Genomic DNA, 26,117 nt, shown 5'->3' with positions numbered 1-26,117 from the left:
CCATTGCCCTGCTTACCTTCCAGAGTTTTTTCTTTTAATCCTTTTATTCAGAATACTCGGAAAGTGACAGAAGAGGGCTATAGGACTCGGATTTGATTTCTGAAAACATACTCAAACTGAAAAACCTGTTTTTTAAGGGTTTTATCTGAAATCTTATTCAAAAATCAGATATGAGTCCTATAGAAGAGCGGGACAGTTTGAAAAAGTAGATTACGCCTTAGCTATTAACGGTACTAAAGTTATGCTCGTAGAGGCAAAAGCCCGTGGTCAAAAAGCTGAGGCACATGATGGGCAATTGAGCAAATATTTTAATGCACTTTTGACAACAAAAGTAGCTATTGTCACTAATGGGATTGAGTACCGTTTCTTTACAGACTTGCGTGATAAAAATGTCATGGACAAGGAGCCATTTTTTACTTTTAACATCCTTGAATATGATTCCAAAGATATTGATAACCTCAAATTCTTTCACCGTGATAATTTTGAGGTTACAGCTATTACCAATCATGCTGAAGAAATGGTTTATGTAAAAGGCATGACTCAGCTTCTAGGAAATCTTTTACGTTCTCCTTCTGAAGAATTTGTTCGCTTTTTAGTGACTGAACTCGGTACAGTTGCCCCTAGTTATGAAATTAAAGGTCGAATTACTAGTAAAATTGTTGATAAATTCAAACCAATTGTTAAAAAGTCGATTCAAGGAAGTTTAGTAGAGTTAATGACTCGCTCACTTAGTCCAGTAATAGATCAGCCTGTTGAACCACCAATAGAGATAGATAATGGAGAAGTGGATATACAACCAGATCCTCAAGAACCAAAAGTAGTAACAACTGCTGAAGAAATCGAAGCTTTTGAAAAAATTAAAGCAATTACGCAGACCTCAACGAGTTACAATTATCAACTCCAATACAAAGATACTGTTTCATATTTTGGTATCAATCTTGTTGGCAAAAGTACTTGGTGGTTTCTTAGACTATATCTGTCTTCGCAGAAAAAAAGTTTTATTACTCGGCTAAGTGTAGATGAAGTAAAGTCCCTAGCTTTAAACTTTGAAGTGCAGGAAGTATCAGCTTCTCTGGGGGATGCCGCATCAAAAGTAATTATTTCCTCTGTCAGTGATTTAGATAAGCTGACATCACTGATTCTTAGATGTTACGAGGTAGAAGCAGCCAAGCATCAAGCATTCACCCCAGATGTAATCAGAATGGAAAAATCAGCTTAACTCAAGGTATCTAATACAAAACTCCACCTACCCAACCATTTTTTGGTGTCTCCCATTCTGAGTGTTGAATATTTGTAGACAAAGGCAGATTGGGAATAACAGCATACTCAAAAGACAAAGTTATTAAACTAGTTTTTTGATTAGATACGATTTTTGCCTGCTAGCAAATTAGCGATCGCAGTACTAATCGGCTAACCTCTAATATTTAAGACAAAAAAGTGGCTCTGCAATCAGCAGAACCACTAAAGCTTTCGCAAATCTGTTATAAATTAACGAACTGCCCCTTGAGCAGAAACAGTATCAATGGGTTTCATCAGGTACAGCCGTAATAACTGCCAGCCATTGGAGATGTAAAGTGGCAGTTTTTGGAAGAATTGCAGGAATTTGGGTGTGTTGGAATTAGCGATCGCACCCAGCTTCTCGTTATTGCTGATACAAGTATCCAATCGCTGATAAAACTCAGGATTCTCTACATCCAGCATTAGCGGGAATACGCGACCGGCGTTTTCGTTAGTCTTTTGAATTACATGAATGTCGTATTCTCGTGCATCCAATCCCAAGGTGGCATAAAAGTCTTTGCGTTGGATGTCATTGAGATACATTGTCGCAAATACCGACAACAGGAAGAACCGACTCCACAGCCGTGCTTTCCAATCATTCAATATTTGTGGCTGGGATTTCATGATGGCATCAAAGAAATCGCCGTGGCGGTTTTCATCTTGACACCAGTTTTCAAAGAACCGGAAGATTGGATAAACCCGGTCTTCGGGATGTGCTTCTAAATGGCGGTAAATGGTGATGTAGCGCCAATAACCGATCTTCTCAGAAAGATAAGTAGCGTAAAAGATGAATTTCGGTTTAAAGAAGGTATAATTGCGGCTCTTAGTCAAAAACCCTAAATCTAAAGACAGATTAAAGTCCGACAAAGCTTTGTTCAAAAAGCCAGCGTGACGTGCTTCATCCCGTGACATCAGGTTAAAGCACTCTGCCAAGACGGGGCTTTTTCCTTTCAAGCGACGGCCAAGTTCTTTATATAGCAAAAAGCCCGAAAACTCTGCTGTACAGGAACGTTCTAGAAACTCAACGAACAATTTGCGAGTTTCCCCGTCAATATGATCCCAGGATTGGTCAAACTCCGCATCCCGAACAAAGTGATGGCGGTTGTAGTCAGTGCGGAACTCTTCGAGAATGGCTTGTAATTCGTCTTCATTGACGGAGATATCCATCCGCGCCATTTCATCAAAATCGGTAGTATAAAACCGAGGTGTTAACAGGGTTTCTTTTGCCGGGACTTTAATCCCTGGCCGGATTTCTTCAAAGCCTGGTTTTTTGAGGGAATCTACCATGTCTTGATTGCTCTTTCGTCTTTATTATCTTAAGTAGACCCTTCGGGTTCGGCAGTTCCTCATGGGGGAAACCCCCAAGACCGGACTGTCTCACCAGAAAGCCAAGGTTAATGTTCTGTTAAGGCGTAACAGCCCATAATAATCCAATTGTATAAAGTTCAGTCTACCAAGGTGCGGGTGAGAAATTTGTAAGTAAAAGATTAAGAGTTGCAACAATCATTCCATATTTACGGAATCAAAAATCGCGGATTAGGAGTCAAATAAACGTAGTTCGGTGATTAGCAGGGTTTTGATCGAGTGGAGTAGCACGCATTTTTTGTATTTTAAATCGCCATAATCTCAGTAATTTTCTGTAGTTGCTACTACAACATAGAAAACCCATTTTTAGACAACAAGAGCAAATCCAAAGGGTTGAAAACAAGATGAATCTTGAAAACAATCAGCATAAAGACCGACTGCTTGTCTCTTATATCTTGTGTGCAGTTGGATTTTTCGGATTAGGAGGACTGCACCGCTTATACAATGGCAAGATAGGCACGGGTTTGCTGTGGCTGTGTACTTTTGGTTTGTTTTATATAGGGCAGACCGTGGATTTGCTTCTCATCCCTGGCATGGTTGACGAATACGAACACAAGCTGAGACTAAAAGCAGGTGTATCTCCCTTTGGAGTGCCGTTGAATCAAGCAGTGGTTGCCTCTCAAGTCCACCCTCCAACAGGCAATCAACTGATGATTAAACTGATTGAAGCGGCGGAAAACAAGGGTGGTATTTTAACTGTCACTCAAGGCGTGAAGTTCACGGGAGCCAGCTTTGCGGAAGTGGAAGCTACTCTCAATGAGATGTACAAATCAGGTTATGTAAAAATAGATAACGACCCCAATACTGGAGCCGTTATCTACCATTTCCACGAACTTTAAATTGTCATTTGTCCTTTGTCCTTTGTTAAAAACCAATGACTAATGACTAATGACCAATGACTAATTTATACCTAGCCACTTTTGACCGTCCAAGCGCTGAACTAAGCCAAATACCAACAAATCGAGTGTAATTTTCCGCTCATCAATTAAGAAGGACTCAAGAGTGCTAGGTTTTTTGCCTTCATTACAGGAAAATCCCTTTTTCCCTTGAATATCTTCTTCGGGGAAATAAAGGTTAAACTGACGCGCACCAGTTTCTTTCCAACTGCCGATAATTTGCCAGCATTCTTCAGCAGATTCAAAGCCAGTAATTGGCAGTTTCTGCTTGGCAAAAGACACCTGTAAATCTTGCACACCTTTTTGAGCGATCGCTTTTTGTAAAGCTGGCAAGTAGTCTTGCTCGATAAACTCTACAAACGGCTTATCTTCAACAGATGGGGCTTTTTCTTTTTTGGCGGCTTTAGCTGCGGGTTTTTCTTCTGCGGCTGCGGCGGGTTTTTCGCCTACTGCGGCTTTAGCTGCGGCTGCGGGTTTTTCTCGCTTGGGGGGTGTCGCAGTTGGTTTAGCAGCGTTTGGATCTGGCGCGTTGGCAGTAGGAAGGTTTGTGGCTTCAGGTGAATCTGTACTCGGAGCGTTTTCTTCAGCCACACTAGGAGCTTGCTTGTCAACAGTGCTGGGAGCTACTTCTCCCGCTTGATTGTGATTGGTTTGGTCTGCCATTGCTCAGGTCAATCCTTTAATCTAGCTTTGGGAGCGATCGCTCACCTTGATGTATCGGGTATTTTTATTTTGACATACTAGTGCAGCAAGGCAGTAATAACTGCACAGTTAAAAATAACGTAAAGGCATAGGGCATAAGCTTTCTTACCTTCTATTCCCTACCCCTTCAATTTTAGATTTTAGATTGTTCAATCCAAAATCCTTCTGCCTCATTCAAATCCCCTTGAATCCCATATCAGTTTCTACTTGTTGCTGTGCCGGAATCGAACTCACTTTGCCAGATGCAATGCTAGAAGTCTTACGCCAATTACCAACTTGGCTCAAAAATATACCTACTAAAATCACGCTACCGCCAATATATTGAGGTAAGGTAGGGGCTTCACCCAAAATTAAATAGGCTGCTAAAATGCCCACAATTGGCCCAAATGAGCCAATTAAGGAAGCCGTAGATACAGTAGAAGTTTTCAAGCCTTTAATCAAAAAAGACTGGCCTAGCACCACAATTAACCCACCATAGAGAAACATCCACTGCCATAAGAACGGTGAGAGGACATCAGCAAAATGATCTTTGCCATAGAGGACTAAAGCAATGAAGAAAAAGATTATGGTTCCTAGTGCAGTCCGAAAGATGCTATAGATTCCCAAAGGGATCTGTGAAAGATATTTCTTACCAATAATTGTAGAAGCGCTTCCAGCTATAGATCCTACTGCTGCTAAAAGTTCCCCTATGCCTAAATTGAAACCTCCCATATTCATCATGGCTTCTGTTGGAGGTTGAAGGATGATAGTTAGGATAACACCGACAAACGCTGCGATCGCTCCGATAAATTCCCAAATATTTACCCGTTCCCTCAACAACCAGACTGATAAAGCTAGAGTTAGAGGCGGTTCCAAGCGTCCTACCAAGATGACATTATTTACCCCTGTGACTGAAAGTGCCTGGAAAATTAAGCCAGGGGCTAACGCTCCCGATAAAATAGCTACTGCTGTTAAACTGACCCAATCCGTCCTTGAGAGTTGCTTCAAAGTGGCTTTGTTCCACTGTCGCCCATAGATGAGGATCAAAAGTATCAAGGCGCAAAGGTTTCCCACAAATAAAACATTACATAAAGAAATCGGATTACGTTCCCCGATAAAATGTTCAGCACCGATTTCTGTTAGCCTTCGGGTAACTGCGCCAGATGCTGCAAAAATTAGCGTTGCTAGCCAGAGATATGTTTGTCCTGAAACTCTATGAATTAAGCGATGTGGTCTTTTGGGCCTAGTCACAATAACACGACTGCAATAAAAGCATTGCTCATTATAAGTTGCCGTCACGCAGTTCAAAATGAGGTTTTGTTGAGAAAATACTTAAATTATGCTGTGACTTTGAGTTACCATCATTGCCTGAGAAAGTGCTGAGAATCAACTAAATTTTCTCAAAGGATAAATTCATGAAAATAGTGGCTTAGTTTCAATAAGTTCTCACTCCCACCTGAGATGCTTGGGATGTTCAGGATAAAACAGAAAAGAGAGTCACAAATGAAACTCGCACCCTTACTTACAAGTTTTGCTTTGGTTGGTTTTTTCACAGTTTGGGACGTACCATTAAAAGCGATCAATCCGTCATTAGTGCAGGCATCGGCAGCCGAAGAATTGTCTGTAACACAGAAACTAGATTTGCTTACTAAAAGTAAGGGTCAGATTGGTAGTGGTGATCAACTACGTCGTTTCTTTTTTGCTGACTTGGAGCCAATCGGTATCCAGGTAGGTGGTGCAGGTCATGTAGTTAACCTTTATAACAAAGCTAATAATGTCACATTTGCTTATTGTTCTCACTACGATGTGATTGTAGCGATTAAGAAAGGTAAGGTGACAAAGTTTGAACCCAGCGAAGTGAAGTAATACTCAATCCATTTTCTAATTAATATTTGCCAAGACCAGAGGAGCAATTGGATTACATCTAGGACTTACGCAAAACTACACGCGGTAGGCGCAAAACATTAATTGTCTCTACCAGAAAATCAATGTTTTGGCTATTTTTGCGTAAGTTCTGACATTTATTTAGGTTGCGATGTCTGACAAGACACTGCTTTGCATCTACGATCTAGAACTCTTGAACAAGGGGTCTAGACCAGAATGGCACTAAGAAAAGGGAAAATCGTTGAGGCAGCAGGGGTGTAGGGGTGCAGAGGGGAATTTCTAAATATCCGTTCGTATACCTTAAACTTCTTCTTTCTCCCCTGCTCCTCTGCTCCTCTGCACCCCTGCTGCCTCAACGATTTTCCCTTTTCTTAGTGCCATTCGTCTAGACCAGATGTGTTTCAACTCTTCGTCCCCTGGAAAAGGACATAGGTTGCTTCTCTGACAGTCGTTAGAACCGCTTTTGATCCGTACTGGGAGAATTGGTCACTCGTCCAGCTATAAAAAGTGATCCCTTTGCCGTAGCCGAAATAGCGTAGTAGCGCCCATCGTGAGAGGTTAAGCTTATAGAGCTTTTGTCAACAAGCAATAGTACTTAAAAATATGCTAAAAATCGGGCTAATCAACAGAATTTTTGGGCTAGCGATCGCGCATCATATTTAAAAGCATCATTCGTTCTTGCAATCAAAATACAGAATTGCACATACTGTCTCCTCACTGGCAACCCTAAATTTAGATATCTGAAGAATTACGAGTGTTAATGAGAAATGCCATACTGTTTTGCCTGCATATTCCATAGTGCGGTATATTCGCCTCCACGCTGTAAAAGTTCTTGATGAGTACCATCCTCAATTAAATGACCAGATTTGAGAACTAAGATTCGGTCAGCTATACGCACTGAAGCCAGTCGATGGGTAATCAAGATCGTAGTCTTGCCCTCAGCTAGCTCAATAAAGCGAAGGTAAAGATCACACTCACTGCGGGGGTCGAGTGCAGCAGTAGGCTCATCCAATAGCAAAAGTTGGGCTTCTTGGCGGATAAAAGCACGAGCTAGAGCTAACTTTTGCCATTGGCCTCCAGAAAGTTCTGTACCGCCAAACTGCTTGCCCAGTGGTGTAGCCTCCTTTGTAGGAAAATGATCGACTAGTTTGACAATATCGGCTTTTTCAATCGCGTATTTGAGAATGTCTGGATGCTCTAGAGCAGCTAGGTTTCCTAAAGCGATATTTTCCCCCAGCGTTAGCGCATAGTGACCAAAGTCTTGAAAAACTCCAGCAATTTGCTGTCGCCATTGCTCTAAATTTAAATTTCTGAGGTCTATACCATCGACTAGAATACATCCTTGCGTTGGATCGTATAGCCTGGTTAACAGCTTGACTAAAGTAGTTTTCCCTGCACCATTTTCTCCTACTATGGCTACTGTTTGTCCAGGGAAAAGGGTAAAAGAAATATCTTGGAGTGCTAATCTACCATCTGGATAGTAAAAATCAACTTTTTCAAAAGTAATACCTGAACAAATCGGAGTAGGTACTTTTTCTCCAGGTACGCTCAGTAGCATGGGGATTGGACTGTCAAGAAAATTGAAAAACTGTTGCATGTAGAGAATATTTTCAAACAGATCCAGCCAATTAGCCACCAATCTTTCAAGGTTATTCTGGAAGTAAGTCAATGACTGTACAAATAAAAGTACACTACCTGGACTGAATTCTCTTTTAAAAGCTTTCTGTACCACCCAGTAGAAAGAAAAACCATTTCCCAAAGTGCTGAGGATAGCTAGACTAGACGACCAAAATGCTTGCTTGTCCCTCAGATAGCGCATAGATTGATGTAAAGACTGAAATGCTTGCAGATAACGCTCGATAAAAAAGGAACCTAGCTTAAATAACCTGATTTCCTTGGCATAGGTATCAGTAAGCATCACCGAAGTGTAATATTCCATTCTTCGAGCTTGGGGACTGTTCTCAAATAAATTTAGCCAAATAGCTTTGCCATACTGAGAAGAAACCACTATCTGAGGTATAGTTGCGATCGCTATCACCAGTGGTATCCAAAAAGCTAGAGGAACTAGTAACCCAACTATCACTATTAAGGTCACTAAAGATCGACCTGATTCAACCAAATTTTCCAGTAAATTCAGTGGTTTATAGCCAACTTGTTGTTGCAACAGTTGTAGCTCATCATAGAACAGAGAATCTTCAAAACGGCTCAAATCTGAAAAAGTATCAGCTTTCCGCATTAATAATAAGCTAATGTGAGCCGTTAACTTGTCATTGAGATTTCCTTGCAGTGCCAATACCCAAGGATACAGCAGTGATTCTAGTAGCAAAGCTCCAACCCATCCTGCTACCAAAGGGGCAAGAGTTGCATAACCTAATTCTCTACCAGATATTAAGGCTGTTGCTACAGTATCTACCACTAGCTTGGTTATCCAAACACTGATGGCAGGAAGAAAACCTTGTAATACCGTGACAGCAATCAACAAGACTATTTCTCTGGGTGCTGCTGTCCATAATAAAGGTAAAGAACGAAATAAAGCTTTAGTGTAGCCTGCAAGCCAAACTCTTAAATCGCTCATCAGTTAAACCTGATTTTTTATTCGAGTGTCAAGTAAATAAGCTTTATGCCAGTATTTAAAACCTATCTTATATATTCCCCTAACTTAAAATTCGCTATCAACGCTATTACAAAATGGGTCTTTACTGTCAGTATGCTTTTTATTTTAAAGCCTCTCTAGCTTTTCTGCATCAGTAACCAATGCAGAAAGTAATATTAGGCGCTATCCAAAATAAAGATAATCCTACTTAAGAAATAAAAATATTACTATCAAGACTAAAAACAATATTACTTAGGTATGAATAAAAAACTCTAGAAAAAGATAATGTTATAACAGTTAGAGGATCAAAAGAAGAGAATGTGACGCTAACAGTAGCAAAAACATTCTCAAAGACAAGGTTTTAGGGAAGATAAATTCCATGAGACAATACAATTACGTCGAGATATCCCTCCCTGTGGCGACCTCCTGAAAAAGGAGGTACATAAATTATAAGTCTTTTTTATTCAGGGTTGGAAGGATCTTTAAATGATTAAAATTTTAATCAGACTGTATTGTCCTAGGTGATATTTTCCTTAACTTGCCAAAAAGTGATTTTGATCTTTTGTGGATTAGTTAAGATTCTGAATAAAAGAATGAGTGTTTTTGTTTAACTATAACCGGATGTGAATGATAGTTAGACATTAACCACCATCTCATCTTTTGATCATACTTTACATTCGCTAGCTCCAACATCATTTCTTCCGTGAAAGCTGATTGAGACATGAATATCATTACAGCTTTTGACTGAATCGAATGCAGATTTAAAAACAGGCTAATGAATTTAATTTGAAAGGAATGAGTAACCATGCTTGCAGAAAAAACACTGACCCAACAAACAATAGATATGCGTTTAGAAGACAAAGCAGACAAACTCGAACAACTGCTGTTGTCCGATGAGGAAATTGCAGCTTTAGAAAAGTTAGCAATGCCAGGAATGTTTGAATCTGAGACTAGTCAAAGATGGTTTGCTAATTGCGGTGGATGTGTCGGATGTGTCGGATGTAAGGGATGTGTCGGATGTGTCGGATGTGTCGGATGTAAGGGATGCGGATGTCGGGGATGCGGCGGATGTCGGGGATGCGGCGGATGTCGGGGATGCGGATGTCGAGTTACTGAAGGTGGAACAATATCAGGTGTGCTAGACGACACTGATGAGGTCGGTTTTGGATACTAAATAACCTGGAAATAGAACAGCAATTCCGTAATTTTAGAAACCAAGTTTTTTAAGTTTAGAGCCACAATATCTGGCTTTAAAAGTTAAAAACCCTGTCTTTTAAGCTGTTTTTTTTGCATTCATCACTTTTATAGCTGCAAAAGCAGGGTTTTTCATTTTCTCAATATTTTTGGATACAACCGAGTTTTCAGATTTTTCTATTTCTTTGATGGAGCTTGGGATAATAAAACAAAGCCTATGAAATTAAATGATGCTCAACGCCTGCGTCTACTAGAACACGTTGTCGTTCACATTATGCCGTCAGATTGCAATGGCGAAGAAACTATGATATTCAATACGAGGCGGCGAACCCTGACAGTGAAGGGTCAAGCACTGCATGATGTAGAAAAAATTGTTTTACCTTTATTAGATGGTTCCCGAACAATAGGAGAAATCCGGGCGGCAATTTGCGAAAAGTTGACAGATTCTTCACTAAATCAATGTTTAGAGTTTTTGATGGACAATCGCTTAGTAGATGAGTTGCTGGAAGATCCAGTTGATTTAGATAGTCATGCATATTTACTTCCTCAAATCAGCCTCTATCATGAACTAGGCTTTAAGCAAAAAGATGCCCAGAAGCACTTAGCGAACGCGAGGATTGCTGTTTTTGGACTCGGAGGTTCAGGGTTGATAGCTGCAATTAATTTGGCTAGTGCTGGTATCGGTTTTCTCCGTCTATGTGATGATGTCTGCACATTTCCGTCTGATTTCCCGATGATGTCAGGCTCAGTCTTTAATCAAATAGGTGCTTTTCGAGGTGTGGAAGCAGCTCGACAAATCGAGGCGATCGCAAAAGTAACCCAAACTGAAACTGTGACAGATCCTTTAACTAACGACGAAACAGTAAATGCTTTGCTTGAGGACGTTGATCTGGTGATTGTCGCTACCGATGCCGTATCTGTCAATCTCGCTTATCGCCTGAACAGACTATGCCTGAAGATGCAGCGCCCACTGCTACCAGGTGGCGCAGTTGGTGTTGAAGGAACTTTTGGGCCGCTAGTCTTTTCTCAGGATGGCCCTTGCTATCTTTGCTATCGGATGCGGTCTATTGCCTGCGCCAAGCTTCCAGAGGCGGAATTCGCTATTGAGCAGTTTCTCGACCGAGAACGCCGTTCTCAACCGCGTTTGCGAGAAAACTTACCGATCGCGCAAATGTTGGTTGGTAGTTATCTGGCTCTTGAAACAGTGAAGATGTTGCTCGGTTTGCCAATCGCCACTGACGGTAAATTACTGCATCTAGACTTGCTCGGCACAAAGCTGACTCACAACGTTGTGCTAAAGAAACCTGGTTGTCCACATTGCTCAGGACAGGAGAAAACAAAGTGAATGCAGCGATCGCTAGTCCACGCTGGCGCGATTTAGTTAGCCCGCATACGGGAATCATCCGAGCCATTGATAGATTTACCAAGCCTTATACAGAGTTTGATCTGCCAGTTTTGTGGCAAGCCGAATTAGCAAATTTCCAGCTTCGCAAACAGCAGGATGATTTACGCTACGGCGTAGGTAGAGGCATGACTGATGAACAAGCAATTTTTGGTGCAGTTGGCGAAGCAGTAGAGCGCTACTGTGGTGGTATTGTAGATTATCGGCAACTGATTGTCAGTAGCTACGCAGAATTAAGTCATTGCGCCGTCCATCCTCCAACTTTTTTCTCTTTTTCTGACAAACAATACTCTGACCCCAATTTTCCATATTCACCTTTCGATCTGGCAACGCAGACTTCGTGGATACCTGCCCTTTCTCTAGCAAGCAACCTACAGGTTTTAGTTCCAGCATTTATGGTTTATTTCGACTGGGATAGCAATCTACCAGGAGATTATATTTTACCGGTCACTTCTAATGGTATGGCTAGTGGCCCAACTCTTGAGTTTGCTGCTTACAGTGGCTTGTGCGAGTTGATTGAGCGCGATGCTTTTATAATTACATGGTTAAACCGCCTACCTGCCCCACGCATTTATTTCGCTCACCGTCCAGGAATTGAGACGGAAATTTTAAGCCACTACGCCCGATTTGGCATTGAGCTAGTTACGTTCTATTTGATTACTGATATTCAGATCCCAGTTGTGATGGCAATGTTAATTGACCGTTCAGGTAAAAGTCCAGCTGTTGCAACTGGTCTAGGATGCCATCTCGATGGATCAACTGCGCTTCGTAAGGCAATTTTTGAAGTTTGCCAAGCCCGTTTTGGTGATATAGAACGCATGGCTAGCGGCACTGGGATTAATCTCAATAAATATGAAGATGTGCAGAATTTGGACGATCACAGCGCTTTTTTCTACAAAACGGCTCGGCTACGCGAGTTGGCATTTTTGTTGGAGCATGACCAATACCTAACGGTTGAAGATTTACCAACTTATGCATCTTCAGTAGAGGTAGAAAAATTGCAATCGGTCATTGCCAGGTTGCATTCAGTGGGTGTTGAACCTTATTTAGTGGAAATTACAACCCCTGATATTGAGTCGCTCGGTTTTCGAGTAGTGCGGACTTTAGCCAGTGAACTAGTCCCAATATATTTTGGCTATGGACTAGAGCCATTGGGAACTCGGCGGTTGTTCAAGGTACCAGAAAGGTTAGGTTACGGTGAGCGACGTACCGCAGATGATCTAAATCCGTGTCCACATCCTATGGCTTAATACGATTTTAGATTTTGGATTAGGAATTACTTTCTTGTCGCAATCATTTTTTGGCGTTGCATAAATGCGGGATGAATTGGCGGGTGAAAGCATTGATAAATCCTTCTAAATTTGGCTAAATCATCCCATAATTCAGCAACTCGCATTTTTTAAATTGGCTTAAAACGAGGAAATCAGCGTAATGTACACAGCCAATGAGCCACTGGAGTTAGCTCTGTTGTATCATTTGAACTCCCCAGTACCTAAAAGTTCTGTCAAGCGTGTTCCGGCTACTGAACTGCGGTATATGCCGGAGGCTCCTTTTCTGGAACTTCCAAAAGCACCACACGATAACCTGCTGAGTAAGCTTTTAGAGCGACGGTCTTCTGTGCGATCGTTTGATAAGTCGGTCATGCCAATGATCACATTAGCTCAGTTGCTTGATGCAGGATGCGGTCTCAATGGGCTACGTCAAACAGATGGTTATACCTATGAAGCCCGAAACTCACCGTCTGCGGGAGGACTTTATCCGATTGAGATTTTTGTATCGACACAAGCGGTAGAAGGTTTAGCAGATGGACTATATCACTACGAACCACGCGGTCATGGCTTACATCGGGTGAATGATGCAGTGCCAACAGACTTTGTAGAATCTTTATTGCAGCAGGATTACATTGTAAATGCCAATGCTCTGTTTCTGTTCACATCTGTTTTTATGCGCTCAATGTGCAAATACGGTGCGCGTGGCTACCGTTTTGCACTTTTGGAAACTGGTCATCAAGCTGAAAATATATGTCTAATGGCTGTGCAATTGGGGCTGGATAGTCTGTGCATAGGTGGATTCTATGATATGAGTCTGAACGCCATGTTGGGTATTGATGGGAAACGCCATGCGGCACTTTATTGTGTTGCCGTCGGTACTGCGAAGAAGTAGTGGTGCGCCAAGTTCCCTACCCCCTTCCCCTTAAATACCTCTTAATGCAGCTATGGGATCGAGTCGTGCTGCTTTTCTGGCTGGCGCTACACCAAAGATTAGACCAATGCTACCAGAAATACTGGCTGTGAGAAATATTGCTCCTATTGGTACTGATGGTTGTAAGGGGGAGAACATAGCAACTATAAGTGCGCTACTAACGCCAATACCAGTTCCGACTAAACCGCCTGTTACGGACAGGATAATCGCCTCAATTAAGAATTGGGTAAGAATTGCTTTTTCTGTTGCGCCTATTGCTTTGCGTAGTCCAATTTCTTGGGTACGTTCGGTGACAGACACTAGCATAATGTTCATGATGCCAATTCCACCAACGAATAAAGATATACCTGCGATCGCCGCTAAGACTAAACTTAAATTTATCGTCACTTGATTGATCAAGTCTTGGACTGACTTATTGGCGGCAACTGTGAAATCTTTTCTGCCCCGTCTGCGTGTCAGAATATTAATTGTTTGAAATGCCGCTGCGCGAATGCTATCTTGATTTTTTGCTGACAGTTCTAAGTAGTCGATGGGAATACCATTAGGCGATCGCCTACCGACTAGCTGATCTGCCATAGTACTAATTGGCACGTAAGCTATATCATCAGGGTTATTCCCCATAAATGCACCTTTAGCTTGCATAATCCCAATAACTTGAAAACTCAAGTTATTCATCTGTAGTAACTGACCGATGGGATTTTCATTACCAAAAAGTTTCCGCGCAACTACTGGCCCTAAAATCACCACCTGAGAATTTTGATTTAGCTCGATAGGGTCAAAAAAACGGCCTTGATGTACCTGTAGATTGCGGACATAAAGAATTCCTGGCGTTGTACCTGTAACATTAACTTTACTGATGCGTCCCTGACGCGATAATTGCAAGTTGCTGCTAATTTGCGGGGCAACTTCTCGGACGGCGGGAGCCATAGTTGCGATCGCTTGAGCATCTGCCAAGAACAGTGAAGGCACATCAGAGCTTAACCCCTCTAGATTATCGCCACCAGCGAACACTGATAGTTGATTTGGCCCCAGAGACTCCAACTTTTCTTGCGTAAATTTTTGCGCCCCTTGCCCAATAGCGATCATTGTAATCACAGAGGCATTGCCAATGATAATACCAAGCATGGTCAACATGCTACGGAGCTTATTTGCAGCCAATGTTTTGACTGCCATTTGTGTACTTTCTAGTAAATTCATAATAATTCGTAATTCGTAGTTCTGAGTCGATAATTACAACTAGGGAAATATTGTTGAATGATCGAAAAATATCAGTACCAATTGAAGATTCGGCTATTCTAAAATCCAATTTTATCTACACCTTCAATTTTTTCTGTACTGGGGGGAGACATTAACACGCGATCGCCTTTTTGAAGTCCTGCCAAAACTTGCACTTGATCACCACTAGTAGCACTTACTGTCACTGGTTGGAAACTGGCAGCATTTTGACTATCAATAATATATACCCCGGTTTGACCATTGGGCTGAGTTGTTACAGCCGCCAGAGGAATTACTAGAGCATTCTTAATAGTCTGACTGTGGAATGTCAGGCGTACATTCATTCCTGATTTCAACTTGTCTTGCCCATTCGATAAAACTACCTTAACTCGAAAAAAAGTGATATTGTTTTCCTGCACTGCTCTTGGTGCAATTAAACTTACTTTTCCTTTGAAGGTTTCATTAGGATAGGTGTCTGTTTGAATATCTACAAACTGACCGCGATTGATTTTGGCAATGCTAGCTTCAGGAATTCTGGCTTCAATTTCTAAGCCACTAGAGAGTTCAGCAATTGAGGTCGAGGTTGCACCTTCAGTATTAGAAGCTGATGTGGTGGGTGTAACAAAATCCCCTTCTTGGGCAAAACGACGGGTAATAATTCCCGCAAATGGGGCACGGATGATAGCATTATTCAACTGACTTTGATAAAAAACTAACTGAGCTTTAGCCTGTGCTACCTCGGCTTCAGCTTGGGCAATTTCCTCGGGACGTAATCCATTTTTGGCTTTCTTCAAACTTTCACGTTGTTCTTTGAGCCGTGCTAGTTCTGCTTCTAAGTTAGCTCTAGCTTCTTGTTCTTTAGTGACAAACTCTTCAAAGGCATTGCGGGAAATAGCACCCTCTTGTACCAACACTTGATTGCGTTGCATCTCTACGATTGCTCGATTCAATCGAGTTTGAGACGCAGCTACTAATGCTTCTGCGGAAGCAACTCTAGCTTTAGATTCAGCAATGTCTTCTTGTCGAGTGCCAGCAACTTTTTGTTTCAAATCAGCCACAGCTTTATTTAGTGATGCTTGATACTGATTTACCTGTGCTTGTAATCTTTCACTATCCATAAGGGCAATAATTTGTCCTTTTTGGACGCGATCACCTTCATTCACATACAATTTAGCAATGCGTCCAGAATCTTCTGGGCTAAGATTGATTTTTTGTAATGCTTGCACCACGCCATTAGCTTGAATCTGCACTACCCAATCTTTAGTTTGCACTAAGATAGTTTGACTAGTTAAATCTGGCTGGGAGGAAGTTTCTTGAGTTTTCCAGTAAACTGTCGCCATACTTCCCAAGGTGCTGGCTAACAAGATACCGAAAATCCAAGGACTAAATTTCTTCATCCGATTATACAGTTTGATGTAGTCACTTAAATTAACTCCTGATAAGTCTTGTATAAATAAAGTATCAATAATGAAAAACTTACTAGAAACCAAAATTGATGTTTTTAATAGCGCAATAGATTGCCATGTAAGGGACTTACAAAAATAAATTATTCCAAATTATTTCTAGATTTGTAGGAGCGTAATACTTTGCAACCTTAATATGAGATATTTTTTAGCTGGAAGTCTATAACTGTTATTAACTCATCCAATTTAACAAATTATTGCCATCAGATTGATTGTTAATTAATGGGTTTTTCCCATCTCCCTTACCAAGTCTGATAATTTGCACAGCAACTTCCATAGCGCCAGCTACCATAGCAACCCCACTCACTTATAACTTGCTGTTTTTCAGTAGATATTTCTGTCAGTACTTCATCCTTGTTGGCAATTTTGTCTGACATAATTTTGCTTAAATTTGTCTAAAAAATTATTAACTCTCTGCTATTACTTATAAATAATCTATTTCTTATTTAAATTATTCTCTGGTTGTATTTTAATAAGCTAAAATTCCAACTTTCGGTTATCCAAAAATCTATCTATTGCAGTACATCTGTTTGCAAAGATTTACATATTGGTGCAATAGTTACTTTTTGGTAAACATGGCTCTAGCTAAATTAATAGCAATGGCAGGTTCTTTAGCAAAGCGATCGCTTACTCATTTTCGCAACATTAAAGCTAAATCATCGTTGAGTTTACTTAAGTTATGTTGCAGAATTGGATATACTTTCTGATTTTTATAAGTTGCTCTTAATAAATCAGTTAGGAAGTTTTACTCTTGGCAAGTAGCTTCGTTTGACATAGCTAAATCCCTAACAATACATCTTGTAGGTTAGTATTCCCAAGTTTTCATGCTATCTAACAATTAAAGTGGTGTAATCCAATAAGTAATACCCCTAACAACTTGTTTATTAAAACCAAATAAAGGTAAATTATCTTCAGTTAAACCCACATAAGTCCAATGTGGAACATCATTTTCTACAGTTTGAAACCAGCCATTTTGATTAAGAGCTTTTCTTTGTTCTTTACTACCTACGCGTAAATCAATGGCTAATCCCCAGAGATGTTGTGAGGTTCCAGGAGGTGCAACTAAACCAAGAATTTTTGTTTCTTTGCCCTGTTGAACTTTTGCCAAAACTTGATTGTTAGCATATTTTTGCCAAAATCTTAAATTCGTGTTGAAAGTGCGAGTACAATCACCAGAACCATAACCAGATTTTAGCGGAATATGTTGTTGAACTCGCGCTTTATTTAGAGCATCAGCCGCCGACTTTTGTAAATAACAATCGTTAGTGCCATCAACATGACCCATTGTTAAAGTAGCTTGAAAATCTTGGGTTTCTTGTTCATTAGCAAAGATATCTTTTGGCGGCAGTTTAATTCCGATATCTTGATTTACAAAAACTGCACCATAAGCTCGCAGCAAAGTATATTCATAAGTACCAGCCTGGGGAATTGTAGGTAATTTCTGGCTAATCGCAGATAAAAAACGCTGTTTACTATTTAATTCTGGGTTGGGAATAAATGGTTTTGGTGTTATCTCTCTAGAGGTATCTATACAAGGTGATGAAACAGTTGGAGAGCATACATTTAATGGTTGGGAAGTTCTAGCAAATTGGTGGTGGGTAATCTCATTACTAGCTACTAAAACAAAAATCATTCCGATAACTATACTGATGAAACTTGCCTTTCTAATAAATCTAGTAATATCTTTATGCTTTTTGATAGTGAGTTTCATTTTTAAATAATTAATTAGTTGATTCAAAGGTAAGTGTAACAGCCTTGTTTAAATATCTATTGTTGATAAAATAAAAACAATTTATTAGAGCTAGGCTATATTTTCATGCGTTTAAGAAAAGTATTTAATATATCAACAAGAAAACAATTCGTGCTAATTACTAACTATGTGAACAATCGTTGTGACAAACAAACCGGAATGTTGTCACAAATTTTAAAAAATATAATATTTTTATTGAATACTCAAGTTTAAAAATAGAAACTTGTCTCTGATTGGGTACTAGTAAATTTGATAACTTTTTTATTAGAAAGTTACATCCATGAAACCACTGGAACAGCTAAAATTGAAAAGAACTCTAAGCTTGCCGATCCTGTAAGTATGACCATGCACAATTCCGTTCAATTCCAAGACGCTTTTGATGTCATAGTCGTCGGTGCAGGTCACTCCGGTTGCGAAGCGGCTCTGGCCTCTGCACGCCTCGGTTGTCGTACCCTGTTATTGACGCTCAACTTGGATAGAATCGCTTGGCAACCCTGTAATCCAGCAGTGGGTGGCCCGGCAAAATCTCAGTTGACTCATGAGGTAGATGCACTCGGCGGGGAAATAGGTAAAGTAGCAGACCGCACCTACCTGCAAAAACGTATCCTCAACTCTTCACGGGGGCCTGCTGTTTGGGCATTACGCGCCCAGACGGACAAGCGCGAATATGCAGCAGTGATGAAGAATATTGTCGAGAACCAAGAAAACTTGACAATCCGCGAAAGTATGGTGACAGATTTGGTGCTGGGTGCTAATGATGAAGTCATCGGCGTTGAAACTTATTTTGGTGTAGGGTTCCAATGTAAAGCTGTCATCTTGACAACTGGCACTTTCCTGGGGGGCAAAATCTGGGTTGGCAACAAATCAATGCCAGCTGGACGCGCTGGGGAATTTGCGGCTGAGGGATTGACACAAACCTTAAATCGCCTGGGATTTGAAACCGGAAGACTTAAAACTGGAACCCCAGCACGGGTAGATAAGCGATCTGTAGATTATAGTAAAATGCTAATCCAGCCAGGAGATGAGGATGTGCGCTGGTTTAGTTTTGATCCAGAGGCATGGGTAGAACGGGAACAGATACCCTGCTACATTACCCGCACCACCGCCGAAACCCATCGTCTAATTCAAGATAATTTGCACCTGTCGCCAGTTTATGGCGGTTGGGTAGAAGCCAAAGGGCCGCGTTATTGTCCCAGTATTGAAGATAAAATTGTGCGCTTTGCCGATAAGGAAAGCCATCAAATTTTTATTGAACCAGAGGGACGAGATATACCCGAACTTTATATCCAAGGGTTTTCTACAGGGTTGCCAGAAAATTTGCAGTTGCTTATGTTGCGGACTCTCCCCGGTTTGGAAAAATGTGTGATGCTGCGTCCGGCTTATGCTGTGGAATATGACTATTTACCTGCAACTCAGTGTTACCCCACACTGATGACCAAAAAGGTTGCTGGACTATTTTGTGCTGGGCAGATTAACGGCACTACAGGTTATGAAGAAGCCGCAGCCCAAGGGCTTGTGGCAGGAATTAACGCGGCTCGATTTGTTCGTTCTCAAGAAATGATTGTGTTTGCCCGCGAGCAAAGTTACATTGGAACGCTAGTTGATGACCTGTGTACTAAGGATTTACGGGAACCTTACCGGATGCTCACCAGTAGGTCAGAGTACCGCTTATTATTGCGTTCTGACAATGCCGACCAACGTTTGACAACCTTGGGACGAGAAATTGGTTTAATTGACGATCGCAGATGGGATCTATTTACCCAAAAACAAGCGAACATAACCACAGAAAAACAAAGATTGCAAGCTACACGAGTCAAAGAACATGATGAAATGGGAATAGCGATCGCATCTGATACCCAACAAGCAATCAAAGGTTCAATTACCCTCAACGACTTACTGCGCCGTCCGGGATTCCATTACGTTGACCTCGAAAGGTTCGGACTAGGAAACCCCAACCTCAACCGCGCCGAGAAAGAAGGCGCAGAAATTGATATCAAATATCATGGCTATCTTGCTAGGCAACAAAATCAGATTGACCAAATTGCTCGTCAAGCCCACCGCCAATTACCTGCGGACTTGGATTATACAACAATTGATACCCTTTCCAAAGAGGCGCGGGAAAAGCTGACTCACGTAAAACCACTCACTCTTGGTCAAGCTGCACGTATCGGTGGTGTAAACCCAGCCGATATTAACGCTTTATTATTATATCTAGAATTGCGTAAAACCAAGAGCCAGCATGAGTTTCCAGCGTTAGCTTAACACAAACTTGATAAAGACTGAGTATAGTAGTAGGGAGGGAGATTGGTATGATAGATGACATAACTATTAGTACTGCTATCATCAACAATCCCCAGATTAAAGTTGATTTTAATACCAACGCTCAACCAACTCGTCTCAATAAGACGGCGGATTGGATATCTCATCTGTAATCCTAACTCCCAGGCAGTAGGCGCGGCGTTTCCTCGTCCTAGCAATAACCCAGAACGTCTATGTTACAAGAAGCCAGTACCCGTCTCATAGTACCAGAACCATCAGAAGACTTAATCGCCAACGAGCCTTGGTCGATAGAAAACTATGCTGATGGTCTCATGGATGAACTCTTTGCCGATATCGACTACATTCTGGATGTTAGTGATAATCTGCCTTCTCAAACCGTTAGGCATGGTAGGCAGAACAAAGCTCAACGCTACTCGCCTCCAGAATACGTGCCTCTGCAAACAGTTACGATACCGCAGATTATCTTACCAAACGGACAGTCAGTTACTCAAAATAATAACAAGCACTTGAGTACCGTTGTCTTTGATAACGCCACCATTAAACCAGTTATTAGAAAGCGTCAAAAAAGCAGCCGGACTTTGGGCAAACTGCTAATTGTCGGAACAACTTTAGGCGTGGCGATCGCTGGTATTCTCTATCTAGTGCAGTCTGGAGTCGTATATCTTTTAAATCCCAACTTAACCCAGCAAGCTCTTCTAGCACCGCAAACGCAGTCACAATTGCCTGGAAAAACAGAAATTGAGGCAGATTTGGTTGATTATATGCTGGGAGCGCTGGCAGTTATAGACAAGCAAGAATTAAAAAGCAATCAAAAATCTTTCAGTTCGGGATTCTCCAGTCAGACAAATACTAATCAAATAGCCCTTGGTAACGGGCAAACAAGTGGGAATTTACCACCACTTCCACTTCTGGCAAATAATACACCACCAGCCCCTAACCGTTCTGGAAGCGTTGTTGAGCGGATCTATGTTCCCGTTTATCAAGCGCCGTCGCCAATGCGCTATGCGCTGCCAGCAATTCCTGGTAGTCCCGCACTTCTACCACAAGTTGCCAATGCATTGCAGGCATCTCAACCTAACGTGGTGAAAAGTGCCCTAAATACGGTGCGACAAGCTGCCAAGCCTGTAACCGTCAATATGTTAGCGGCGGCTGTACGAGCAGAACTTAAACCTGTAGCTGGACGAACTGTACCGATTACCGTGCGGCAAACACCCAAGCCTCTACCTGCATTACCAGTGGTTCCATTACGTGCAGCACTTGCGCCAGAGTCAGAACCAACTATTACCCAGGAACAAGTATATCCGCCAACTGCGATCGCAGTTGCTCCGAGTAATACTCTCGAAGGATTGCTAGAGTTAGGTAACAAATCTGCCGCTTTGTTTAAAATTGACGGCGTGACTCGCCGCATCAATATGGGTGAAAGCATTGGCCAAAGCGGTTGGACACTGGTAGAGGTTAGTAATGGCGAAGCTGTCATCCGCCGTAATGGTGAAGTGCGATCCATTTACACAGGGCAGAAGTTGTAAAATCCAAGGCATCTAACTCACCAACAATTAGCTCCTGACTGGTGGGTTAATTTCAAAATGAATATGATTGTCGTGACCATTTAGAGACACACAAAGTTCCTCTTTAATTAGCTGTTGATCGTTGAAAAAGACTGCCCGTACCAGCTTTTGATTAGTAATCGACTTGAGAATAGCTCGTGCAGCATCGCGATCGTAGTTAGAACTTGACCAAACAATACCACCAAAATTCCCATTTTTTTGGGGTAAGTAAATATCGCACATCATGCCAGTTTCATGTCCATGATGATCGGGAGTATCGCCTCCATAAGGAAGACTAACATCGTTAATTGCGAATGGAGCAGCTAGGGGATGAGTGTTACGATAACTGTTTTGATAATCTTGGGCAATTTTTTTAATCACATCAGCTAACCAGTGTGTTCCAAAATCGTGGTTATCTTGAGTATCTTCCAGTTCACCGTTAACTAAACCATTATTCGGGTCACTTTTGGGCATCAACTCCCACCGTGGTGCATTAGCTGCTTGCAACCATCGATGAGTTATTCCACCAACATCAACTCTACCATCACCATTAACAGTACTGCGACCGGCAATAATTGATTGAAATAGTTTGATCGCATCAAATAGTCCTCTGTCTCTGTCTGCACTGTCAGGATCGCCTACCCATTTGTAGCCTAGCTCATACAATCGCGCCTTAATAGCCTTAACATCAGCAGCTTTATTGACTCCGCCAATTCCCACACTACCATCGAGTTTAATTACCTTCGCTCCTGGTAAGCTGGATGCTGTAGGTTGTTGAGTGTTCTCATCGTCCTTGTTATCAAAAGGAACAACAACTTTAATGGGGATCTCTAGAGTTTGATCGTCAACAGTAATTATCATCCGGCGATCGCCTTCTTGCTTAAAAACGAAATCAAATTGCCATTTGCCATCCTGACTAATTGCTACACTTAGGACTGGAAATTTATCGTTGATCGTAATCGACAAAACTTTGCCTCTATCGGTTAAAGGTGCTACGCCTTCAACCCTGAAATTTTGTCCTAATTCAACTTCTTTTGGCACACGAATTAACTGAAGTTGTTCCACTGAAGCGGGAATGGTAACTCCACCTGCATTAGCCAGTAACTTTTGTGCCTCTGGAAGCAAGTCTACAACTTTACTGACATATTTAGGATCGGATGAATAGCCTTTAGCCTTGAGAAAGCCAAGGAAATTTTCTGGTGTATTAGTATACTCCTCTAAACCTTTATACGGTGTGCGAGTTAAAAACTTCCAATAACCAATAATAAAAGCGTCTATATCCGTAAATTTACAGAACACAACTTCTTGTAGTTCAGAAGGAACCTTGATTTTCAAAGGTTCAGCAAACCCTTTCATATCAGGAATTCGCCATTTTAATCCCGCAAAATTATTAGCATTGACAGCAAGATCGCTTTTACCTCTGGCAGACTCTAGTAACCATTGAGCGAGAGAAACTTCTTTTAAGATTTGCCGATTGATTTCAGTAATTTTTGCACTTTCAATACCAACTTGTGTAAATATTTGGACTAAATCTTTGTTGGAATAATTGTTTACTAAATCATCTAGTAATGGCATGGATTTTTCCTTTAAAAACTATTTACATAACCCCGATTTATCTAATAAATCGGGGTTGTAGATGTTAACAAATGATGGAAATAGAATTAGTTAATCTTTTTCTATAACTTTGGCATGTCCAGCATAAACAAAATGCTCGTTTCGGTTTCCTTTACTTTGATCGGGCCACTTAACCGAATAATGATTTTCTTCAAAAATTACATCCAAAATTGGGTAATCTCCTGGCTCAATCTCAAAGATAGAATCTTTTGATAAGTCTGATGCCTGTTCTGTAGAAGGCTTTAAGAAAGTTTTAGTTGTAATTTCTAAAACGTATTTCTTATCAGCTTTAGGTTCCTTTGGTTTCGGCTGACCTATTAATCCATCTTTAATTGCTTCAGCCATTTTTTCAACATCGAATAGATCCATATCTACCTTGGCATCACAAAAGCAGCACTCAATTAAAATAGCTGGCATTTGTGTATTCTTCAGAACAAAGAAACCTGTATCTTTCACCCCTCTGTTATAAAAACCAAGTTGAACAATTTCTTTGAGAACTGATTCAGCAATACCTTGTGATGCGTTACTAATGGCATAAATTTCTGTACCATGAGCTTTAGCGTTAAATTTATTAAAATGAATCGAAACATAGACATTAACGTTATTAGCATTAGCCTTATTAGTTCGTTGTCTGAGAGAATCGGTTACGCTGCTAGCGCTTGTAGGAGTGCAATCGATGGCGGTATGATTTGCTGCTCTGAGTTTTTGTATCAATTGTGTACCAACTGCTTTAGTTAAAGCATCTTCTTGTTTGATGCCTGTTGCTCCTGTATCTGGAGGGCAGTTATGCCCCATATCAATACCAAATTTCATCTTGCTGATTTCCTTTTTATACTTTGAGAGGTAAGCATAATTTAATTACACTGTATTAATTATTAGCCTAAATATGAGCGCTCTGTCGGTGAGATAAAGTGAGTTTTTACTGTAAATAAATGTGACATTTTACGTAAATATCTCCTTTCAAGGAGATATTTCATAAGTTCAACGGATGAATGAAGCAGGCTGACCCATGACGGCACAAGAGGCGCTAAATCTAGTCGATACTCTTTTATGCTCTACCTTTGGGCAAAGACTCAATGATGTTCAATCTGTGGTTTTGTTGGAAAGTTGGCTGGGGCACACTTATGCGGAAATTGCGGAGCAGATAAGTTATGAACACGACTATATTAAACAAGTGGGTTCTCAGTTGTGGCGATCGCTTTCTCAGGTAATTGGTGAAGAGGTTTGTAAAAAAAATATCCAATCTGTTTTGCGTCGCTACCAGCAGTCTCAAAGTGGTGGATAAGGGATTTCCAAGAAATCAATTATCCAAATAAACTAAATACTCCAGATGTAGAGAACACAGAGAGAGGATTGTTGCGTTAGTTTTAGGATATTTTTTATTTGGAAGTCCCTGATTTAACAGTGTAGGCATAGCTCATTGTAGATACTTGAAAAGCGATTGAGGTTTTTGGGCAAAAGTTTGTGAATACGATTTTCATTTTTGACATATAGATAGAAGCAGACATTCCCAAACTAGCCTGGGTTGAGCGTAAGCAAGCAAGTATTTACGAGATTGTTCTAGCTGATTAATAATACTGGCTTGATGCCAACGCTGCCAGTAGAATTGCTGAAGGTAATCAACTAACCACAGTTGGGCTTCTGTATCTAAATCCTTATCAATTTTCTTGGCTAACTCCAAGGCTTTGCGGTAGGAAGCAGGAGCTTTTTTCAAATCTTCGAGTAACTCCGGGGGAATAGTTTGTAATTGCTCGTAAGATGCGATCGCACTTCCCGCGCTGCCAGCTGCTATACTCAGCACTGCCTGATTTTGCAAAATTTCTTGATGATTTGTTTGTGTGAGTACAACAGCCAAAGACTGTGCATCTAAGCGATAAAAAGGAATGCGTTGACAGCGTGACACCAAAGTTGGCAAAACAGACTCAGGTGTAGGTGCAATTAAAATTAACGTCGCCTGTCCCGGTTCTTCCAAAGTTTTAAGTAAAGCATTAGCTGCGGCTTCTGCCATTGTTTGGGCTTCTTCCAGCACCACCACATTCCTTGGCGCTTCCAAGGGCGGACGACTTAAAAACTCGGTAATTTCCCGAATTTGCTCTAGCCGAATTACAGGTGGTGCTTTACGCTTAAGTCCTTTTTCAGCCGCTTCTGCTGCTGTTAATCGTTGTCCCTGGTATTGATAGGTCGGTTGCATCCACAACAAAGCTGGATGGTTCCCCTGACGCAAACGGTTTTGTAAAGCCGCAGTGACTCCCATCTCGCGAGAAAATAGCAATTCTATAAAGCACTTTGCTGCTAAACTTCTTCCTACACCATCTGGCCCCACAAATAGATACGCTGGAGCAACCCGGTTTTGTCTGACAGCCTGAGTCAGTAATTCTATGGCTTGCGGTTGTCCTACAAGTGCTGCAAATGGGTTAATAGTCATTAGTTAATTGTAGAGTGACATTCTCACTTCTACAAGGATTTTGGGATACAAAGCAGTTCTCATCTCATACCTTGGAGAAGCCCTTATACTATTTCACTTTAAAGTTGGTATAAATAGGCAGCAGGGTGAAAAAGTTAGAGACAAATCTGGCATTTCGAGAAATGGTATTACGCATATAGAATACAGTGTAAAGGTGTACATTCATACTTCTATACATAGCAATAATTTCTGAGATTTAATATCTATTTTTTAGCTAAGTAAGTCGGCATAAAAAAACGAAACTATGTGAAGATAAGTAAATACGTAGGATATATCTACTAAGGTCACTTGT

Annotated in this window: 22 protein-coding genes; 11 read left to right on the top strand and 11 right to left on the bottom strand. The window is 41.1% G+C overall.

The genetic code is table 11. The features are described 5' to 3' along the window. Positions 1 to 145 precede the first annotated feature (145 nt). Positions 146 to 1,219 (top strand): type I restriction endonuclease, encoded by a 1,074-nt coding sequence (locus G1O98_RS24500; protein WP_163933081.1) that lies wholly within the window; start codon positions 146 to 148, stop codon positions 1,217 to 1,219. Positions 1,220 to 1,488: 269 nt separating this feature from the next. Here G1O98_RS24500 and acsF read toward each other — a convergent pair whose 3' ends face one another. Further along, positions 1,489 to 2,565 carry a magnesium-protoporphyrin IX monomethyl ester (oxidative) cyclase gene (gene acsF / locus G1O98_RS24495; RefSeq protein WP_163933073.1) on the bottom strand — a complete coding sequence of 359 codons (1,077 nt, stop codon included), beginning with the start codon at positions 2,563 to 2,565 and terminating at the stop codon, positions 1,489 to 1,491. Between the two features lie 422 nt (positions 2,566 to 2,987). Between acsF and G1O98_RS24490 the strand changes: the two genes are divergently transcribed. Continuing rightward, complete coding sequence (locus tag G1O98_RS24490) at positions 2,988 to 3,482, top strand: NINE protein (protein WP_163933070.1); 495 nt, start codon at positions 2,988 to 2,990, stop codon at positions 3,480 to 3,482. Between the two features lie 60 nt (positions 3,483 to 3,542). Here G1O98_RS24490 and G1O98_RS24485 read toward each other — a convergent pair whose 3' ends face one another. Further along, positions 3,543 to 4,202, bottom strand: coding sequence for a DUF2996 domain-containing protein (locus G1O98_RS24485; protein WP_163933067.1), 660 nt, complete (start codon positions 4,200 to 4,202; stop codon positions 3,543 to 3,545). A gap of 213 nt (positions 4,203 to 4,415) precedes the next feature. Beyond that, a complete protein-coding gene (locus G1O98_RS24480) occupies positions 4,416 to 5,471 on the bottom strand; it encodes a DMT family transporter (RefSeq protein WP_163933062.1) in 1,056 nt (351 codons plus the stop codon). Between the two features lie 252 nt (positions 5,472 to 5,723). Between G1O98_RS24480 and G1O98_RS24475 the strand changes: the two genes are divergently transcribed. After that, positions 5,724 to 6,086, top strand: coding sequence for a hypothetical protein (locus G1O98_RS24475; RefSeq protein WP_163933060.1), 363 nt, complete (start codon positions 5,724 to 5,726; stop codon positions 6,084 to 6,086). Between the two features lie 775 nt (positions 6,087 to 6,861). Here the strand turns inward: G1O98_RS24475 and G1O98_RS24465 are convergent. Further along, a complete protein-coding gene (locus G1O98_RS24465) occupies positions 6,862 to 8,679 on the bottom strand; it encodes an ABC transporter ATP-binding protein (RefSeq protein WP_163933056.1) in 1,818 nt (605 codons plus the stop codon). A gap of 823 nt (positions 8,680 to 9,502) precedes the next feature. On the opposite strand from G1O98_RS24465, the gene G1O98_RS24460 reads away from it, so the two are divergent. The 4 genes from G1O98_RS24460 to G1O98_RS24445 all read left to right on the top strand — a co-directional run bounded on the left by G1O98_RS24460 (position 9,503) and on the right by G1O98_RS24445 (position 13,456). Continuing rightward, positions 9,503 to 9,871 (top strand): hypothetical protein, encoded by a 369-nt coding sequence (locus G1O98_RS24460; protein ID WP_163933053.1) that lies wholly within the window; start codon positions 9,503 to 9,505, stop codon positions 9,869 to 9,871. A gap of 237 nt (positions 9,872 to 10,108) precedes the next feature. Further along, positions 10,109 to 11,236: a TOMM precursor leader peptide-binding protein gene (locus G1O98_RS24455; protein ID WP_163933050.1), complete on the top strand. Its 1,128-nt coding sequence runs from the start codon at positions 10,109 to 10,111 to the stop codon at positions 11,234 to 11,236. Then, a complete protein-coding gene (locus G1O98_RS24450) occupies positions 11,233 to 12,543 on the top strand; it encodes a YcaO-like family protein (protein WP_163933047.1) in 1,311 nt (436 codons plus the stop codon). The genes G1O98_RS24455 and G1O98_RS24450 overlap by 4 nt, the downstream gene beginning before the upstream one ends. A 181-nt stretch (positions 12,544 to 12,724) precedes the next feature. Beyond that, on the top strand, positions 12,725 to 13,456 hold the full coding sequence (locus G1O98_RS24445; protein WP_114083319.1) for a SagB/ThcOx family dehydrogenase: 732 nt from the start codon (positions 12,725 to 12,727) through the stop codon (positions 13,454 to 13,456). A gap of 30 nt (positions 13,457 to 13,486) precedes the next feature. On the opposite strand, the gene G1O98_RS24440 is transcribed toward G1O98_RS24445, so the two are convergent. From G1O98_RS24440 to G1O98_RS24430, 4 genes are all read right to left on the bottom strand, one after another. Next, positions 13,487 to 14,692, bottom strand: a complete 1,206-nt coding sequence (locus tag G1O98_RS24440) for an ABC transporter permease (RefSeq protein WP_163933044.1) — start codon at positions 14,690 to 14,692, stop codon at positions 13,487 to 13,489. A 98-nt stretch (positions 14,693 to 14,790) separates the two neighbouring features. Further along, the gene (locus G1O98_RS24435) at positions 14,791 to 16,200 is read right to left on the bottom strand and encodes an efflux RND transporter periplasmic adaptor subunit (RefSeq protein ID WP_163933040.1); all 1,410 of its coding nucleotides are present in this window, start codon (positions 16,198 to 16,200) and stop codon (positions 14,791 to 14,793) included. Between the two features lie 215 nt (positions 16,201 to 16,415). After that, positions 16,416 to 16,550: a hypothetical protein gene (locus tag G1O98_RS40850; protein WP_275941800.1), complete on the bottom strand. Its 135-nt coding sequence runs from the start codon at positions 16,548 to 16,550 to the stop codon at positions 16,416 to 16,418. 461 nt (positions 16,551 to 17,011) lie between these two features. Further along, on the bottom strand, positions 17,012 to 17,884 hold the full coding sequence (locus tag G1O98_RS24430) for a D-alanyl-D-alanine carboxypeptidase family protein (protein ID WP_163933037.1): 873 nt from the start codon (positions 17,882 to 17,884) through the stop codon (positions 17,012 to 17,014). 378 nt (positions 17,885 to 18,262) lie between these two features. Between G1O98_RS24430 and mnmG the strand changes: the two genes are divergently transcribed. The 3 genes from mnmG to G1O98_RS24420 are packed head-to-tail and all read left to right on the top strand — an operon-like array spanning position 18,263 to position 21,729. Then, the gene (gene mnmG, locus G1O98_RS24425) at positions 18,263 to 20,185 is read left to right on the top strand and encodes a tRNA uridine-5-carboxymethylaminomethyl(34) synthesis enzyme MnmG (protein WP_163933076.1); all 1,923 of its coding nucleotides are present in this window, start codon (positions 18,263 to 18,265) and stop codon (positions 20,183 to 20,185) included. A 47-nt stretch (positions 20,186 to 20,232) separates the two neighbouring features. Further along, positions 20,233 to 20,355: a hypothetical protein gene (locus G1O98_RS40845; protein ID WP_265578540.1), complete on the top strand. Its 123-nt coding sequence runs from the start codon at positions 20,233 to 20,235 to the stop codon at positions 20,353 to 20,355. A gap of 60 nt (positions 20,356 to 20,415) precedes the next feature. Beyond that, positions 20,416 to 21,729: a hypothetical protein gene (locus tag G1O98_RS24420; RefSeq protein WP_163933034.1), complete on the top strand. Its 1,314-nt coding sequence runs from the start codon at positions 20,416 to 20,418 to the stop codon at positions 21,727 to 21,729. A 27-nt stretch (positions 21,730 to 21,756) separates the two neighbouring features. On the opposite strand, the gene G1O98_RS24415 is transcribed toward G1O98_RS24420, so the two are convergent. Further along, positions 21,757 to 23,322, bottom strand: coding sequence for a glucosaminidase domain-containing protein (locus G1O98_RS24415; protein WP_163933032.1), 1,566 nt, complete (start codon positions 23,320 to 23,322; stop codon positions 21,757 to 21,759). Positions 23,323 to 23,412: 90 nt separating this feature from the next. Further along, on the bottom strand, positions 23,413 to 24,174 hold the full coding sequence (locus tag G1O98_RS24410; RefSeq protein WP_163933029.1) for an N-acetylmuramoyl-L-alanine amidase: 762 nt from the start codon (positions 24,172 to 24,174) through the stop codon (positions 23,413 to 23,415). A gap of 196 nt (positions 24,175 to 24,370) precedes the next feature. Here G1O98_RS24410 and G1O98_RS24405 point away from each other — a divergent pair, with 196 nt between their 5' ends. Next, a complete protein-coding gene (locus G1O98_RS24405; RefSeq protein ID WP_175586852.1) occupies positions 24,371 to 24,646 on the top strand; it encodes a hypothetical protein in 276 nt (91 codons plus the stop codon). A 192-nt stretch (positions 24,647 to 24,838) separates the two neighbouring features. Here G1O98_RS24405 and G1O98_RS24400 read toward each other — a convergent pair whose 3' ends face one another. Continuing rightward, positions 24,839 to 25,786, bottom strand: coding sequence for a DNA polymerase III subunit delta' (locus G1O98_RS24400; RefSeq protein ID WP_163933026.1), 948 nt, complete (start codon positions 25,784 to 25,786; stop codon positions 24,839 to 24,841). Positions 25,787 to 26,117: the final 331 nt, after the last annotated feature.

Source organism: Nostoc sp. UIC 10630, from assembly GCF_010747425.1.
Taxonomy (GTDB): domain Bacteria; phylum Cyanobacteriota; class Cyanobacteriia; order Cyanobacteriales; family Nostocaceae; genus Nostoc.
This window is presented reverse-complemented; position numbering and strand designations above follow the sequence as displayed.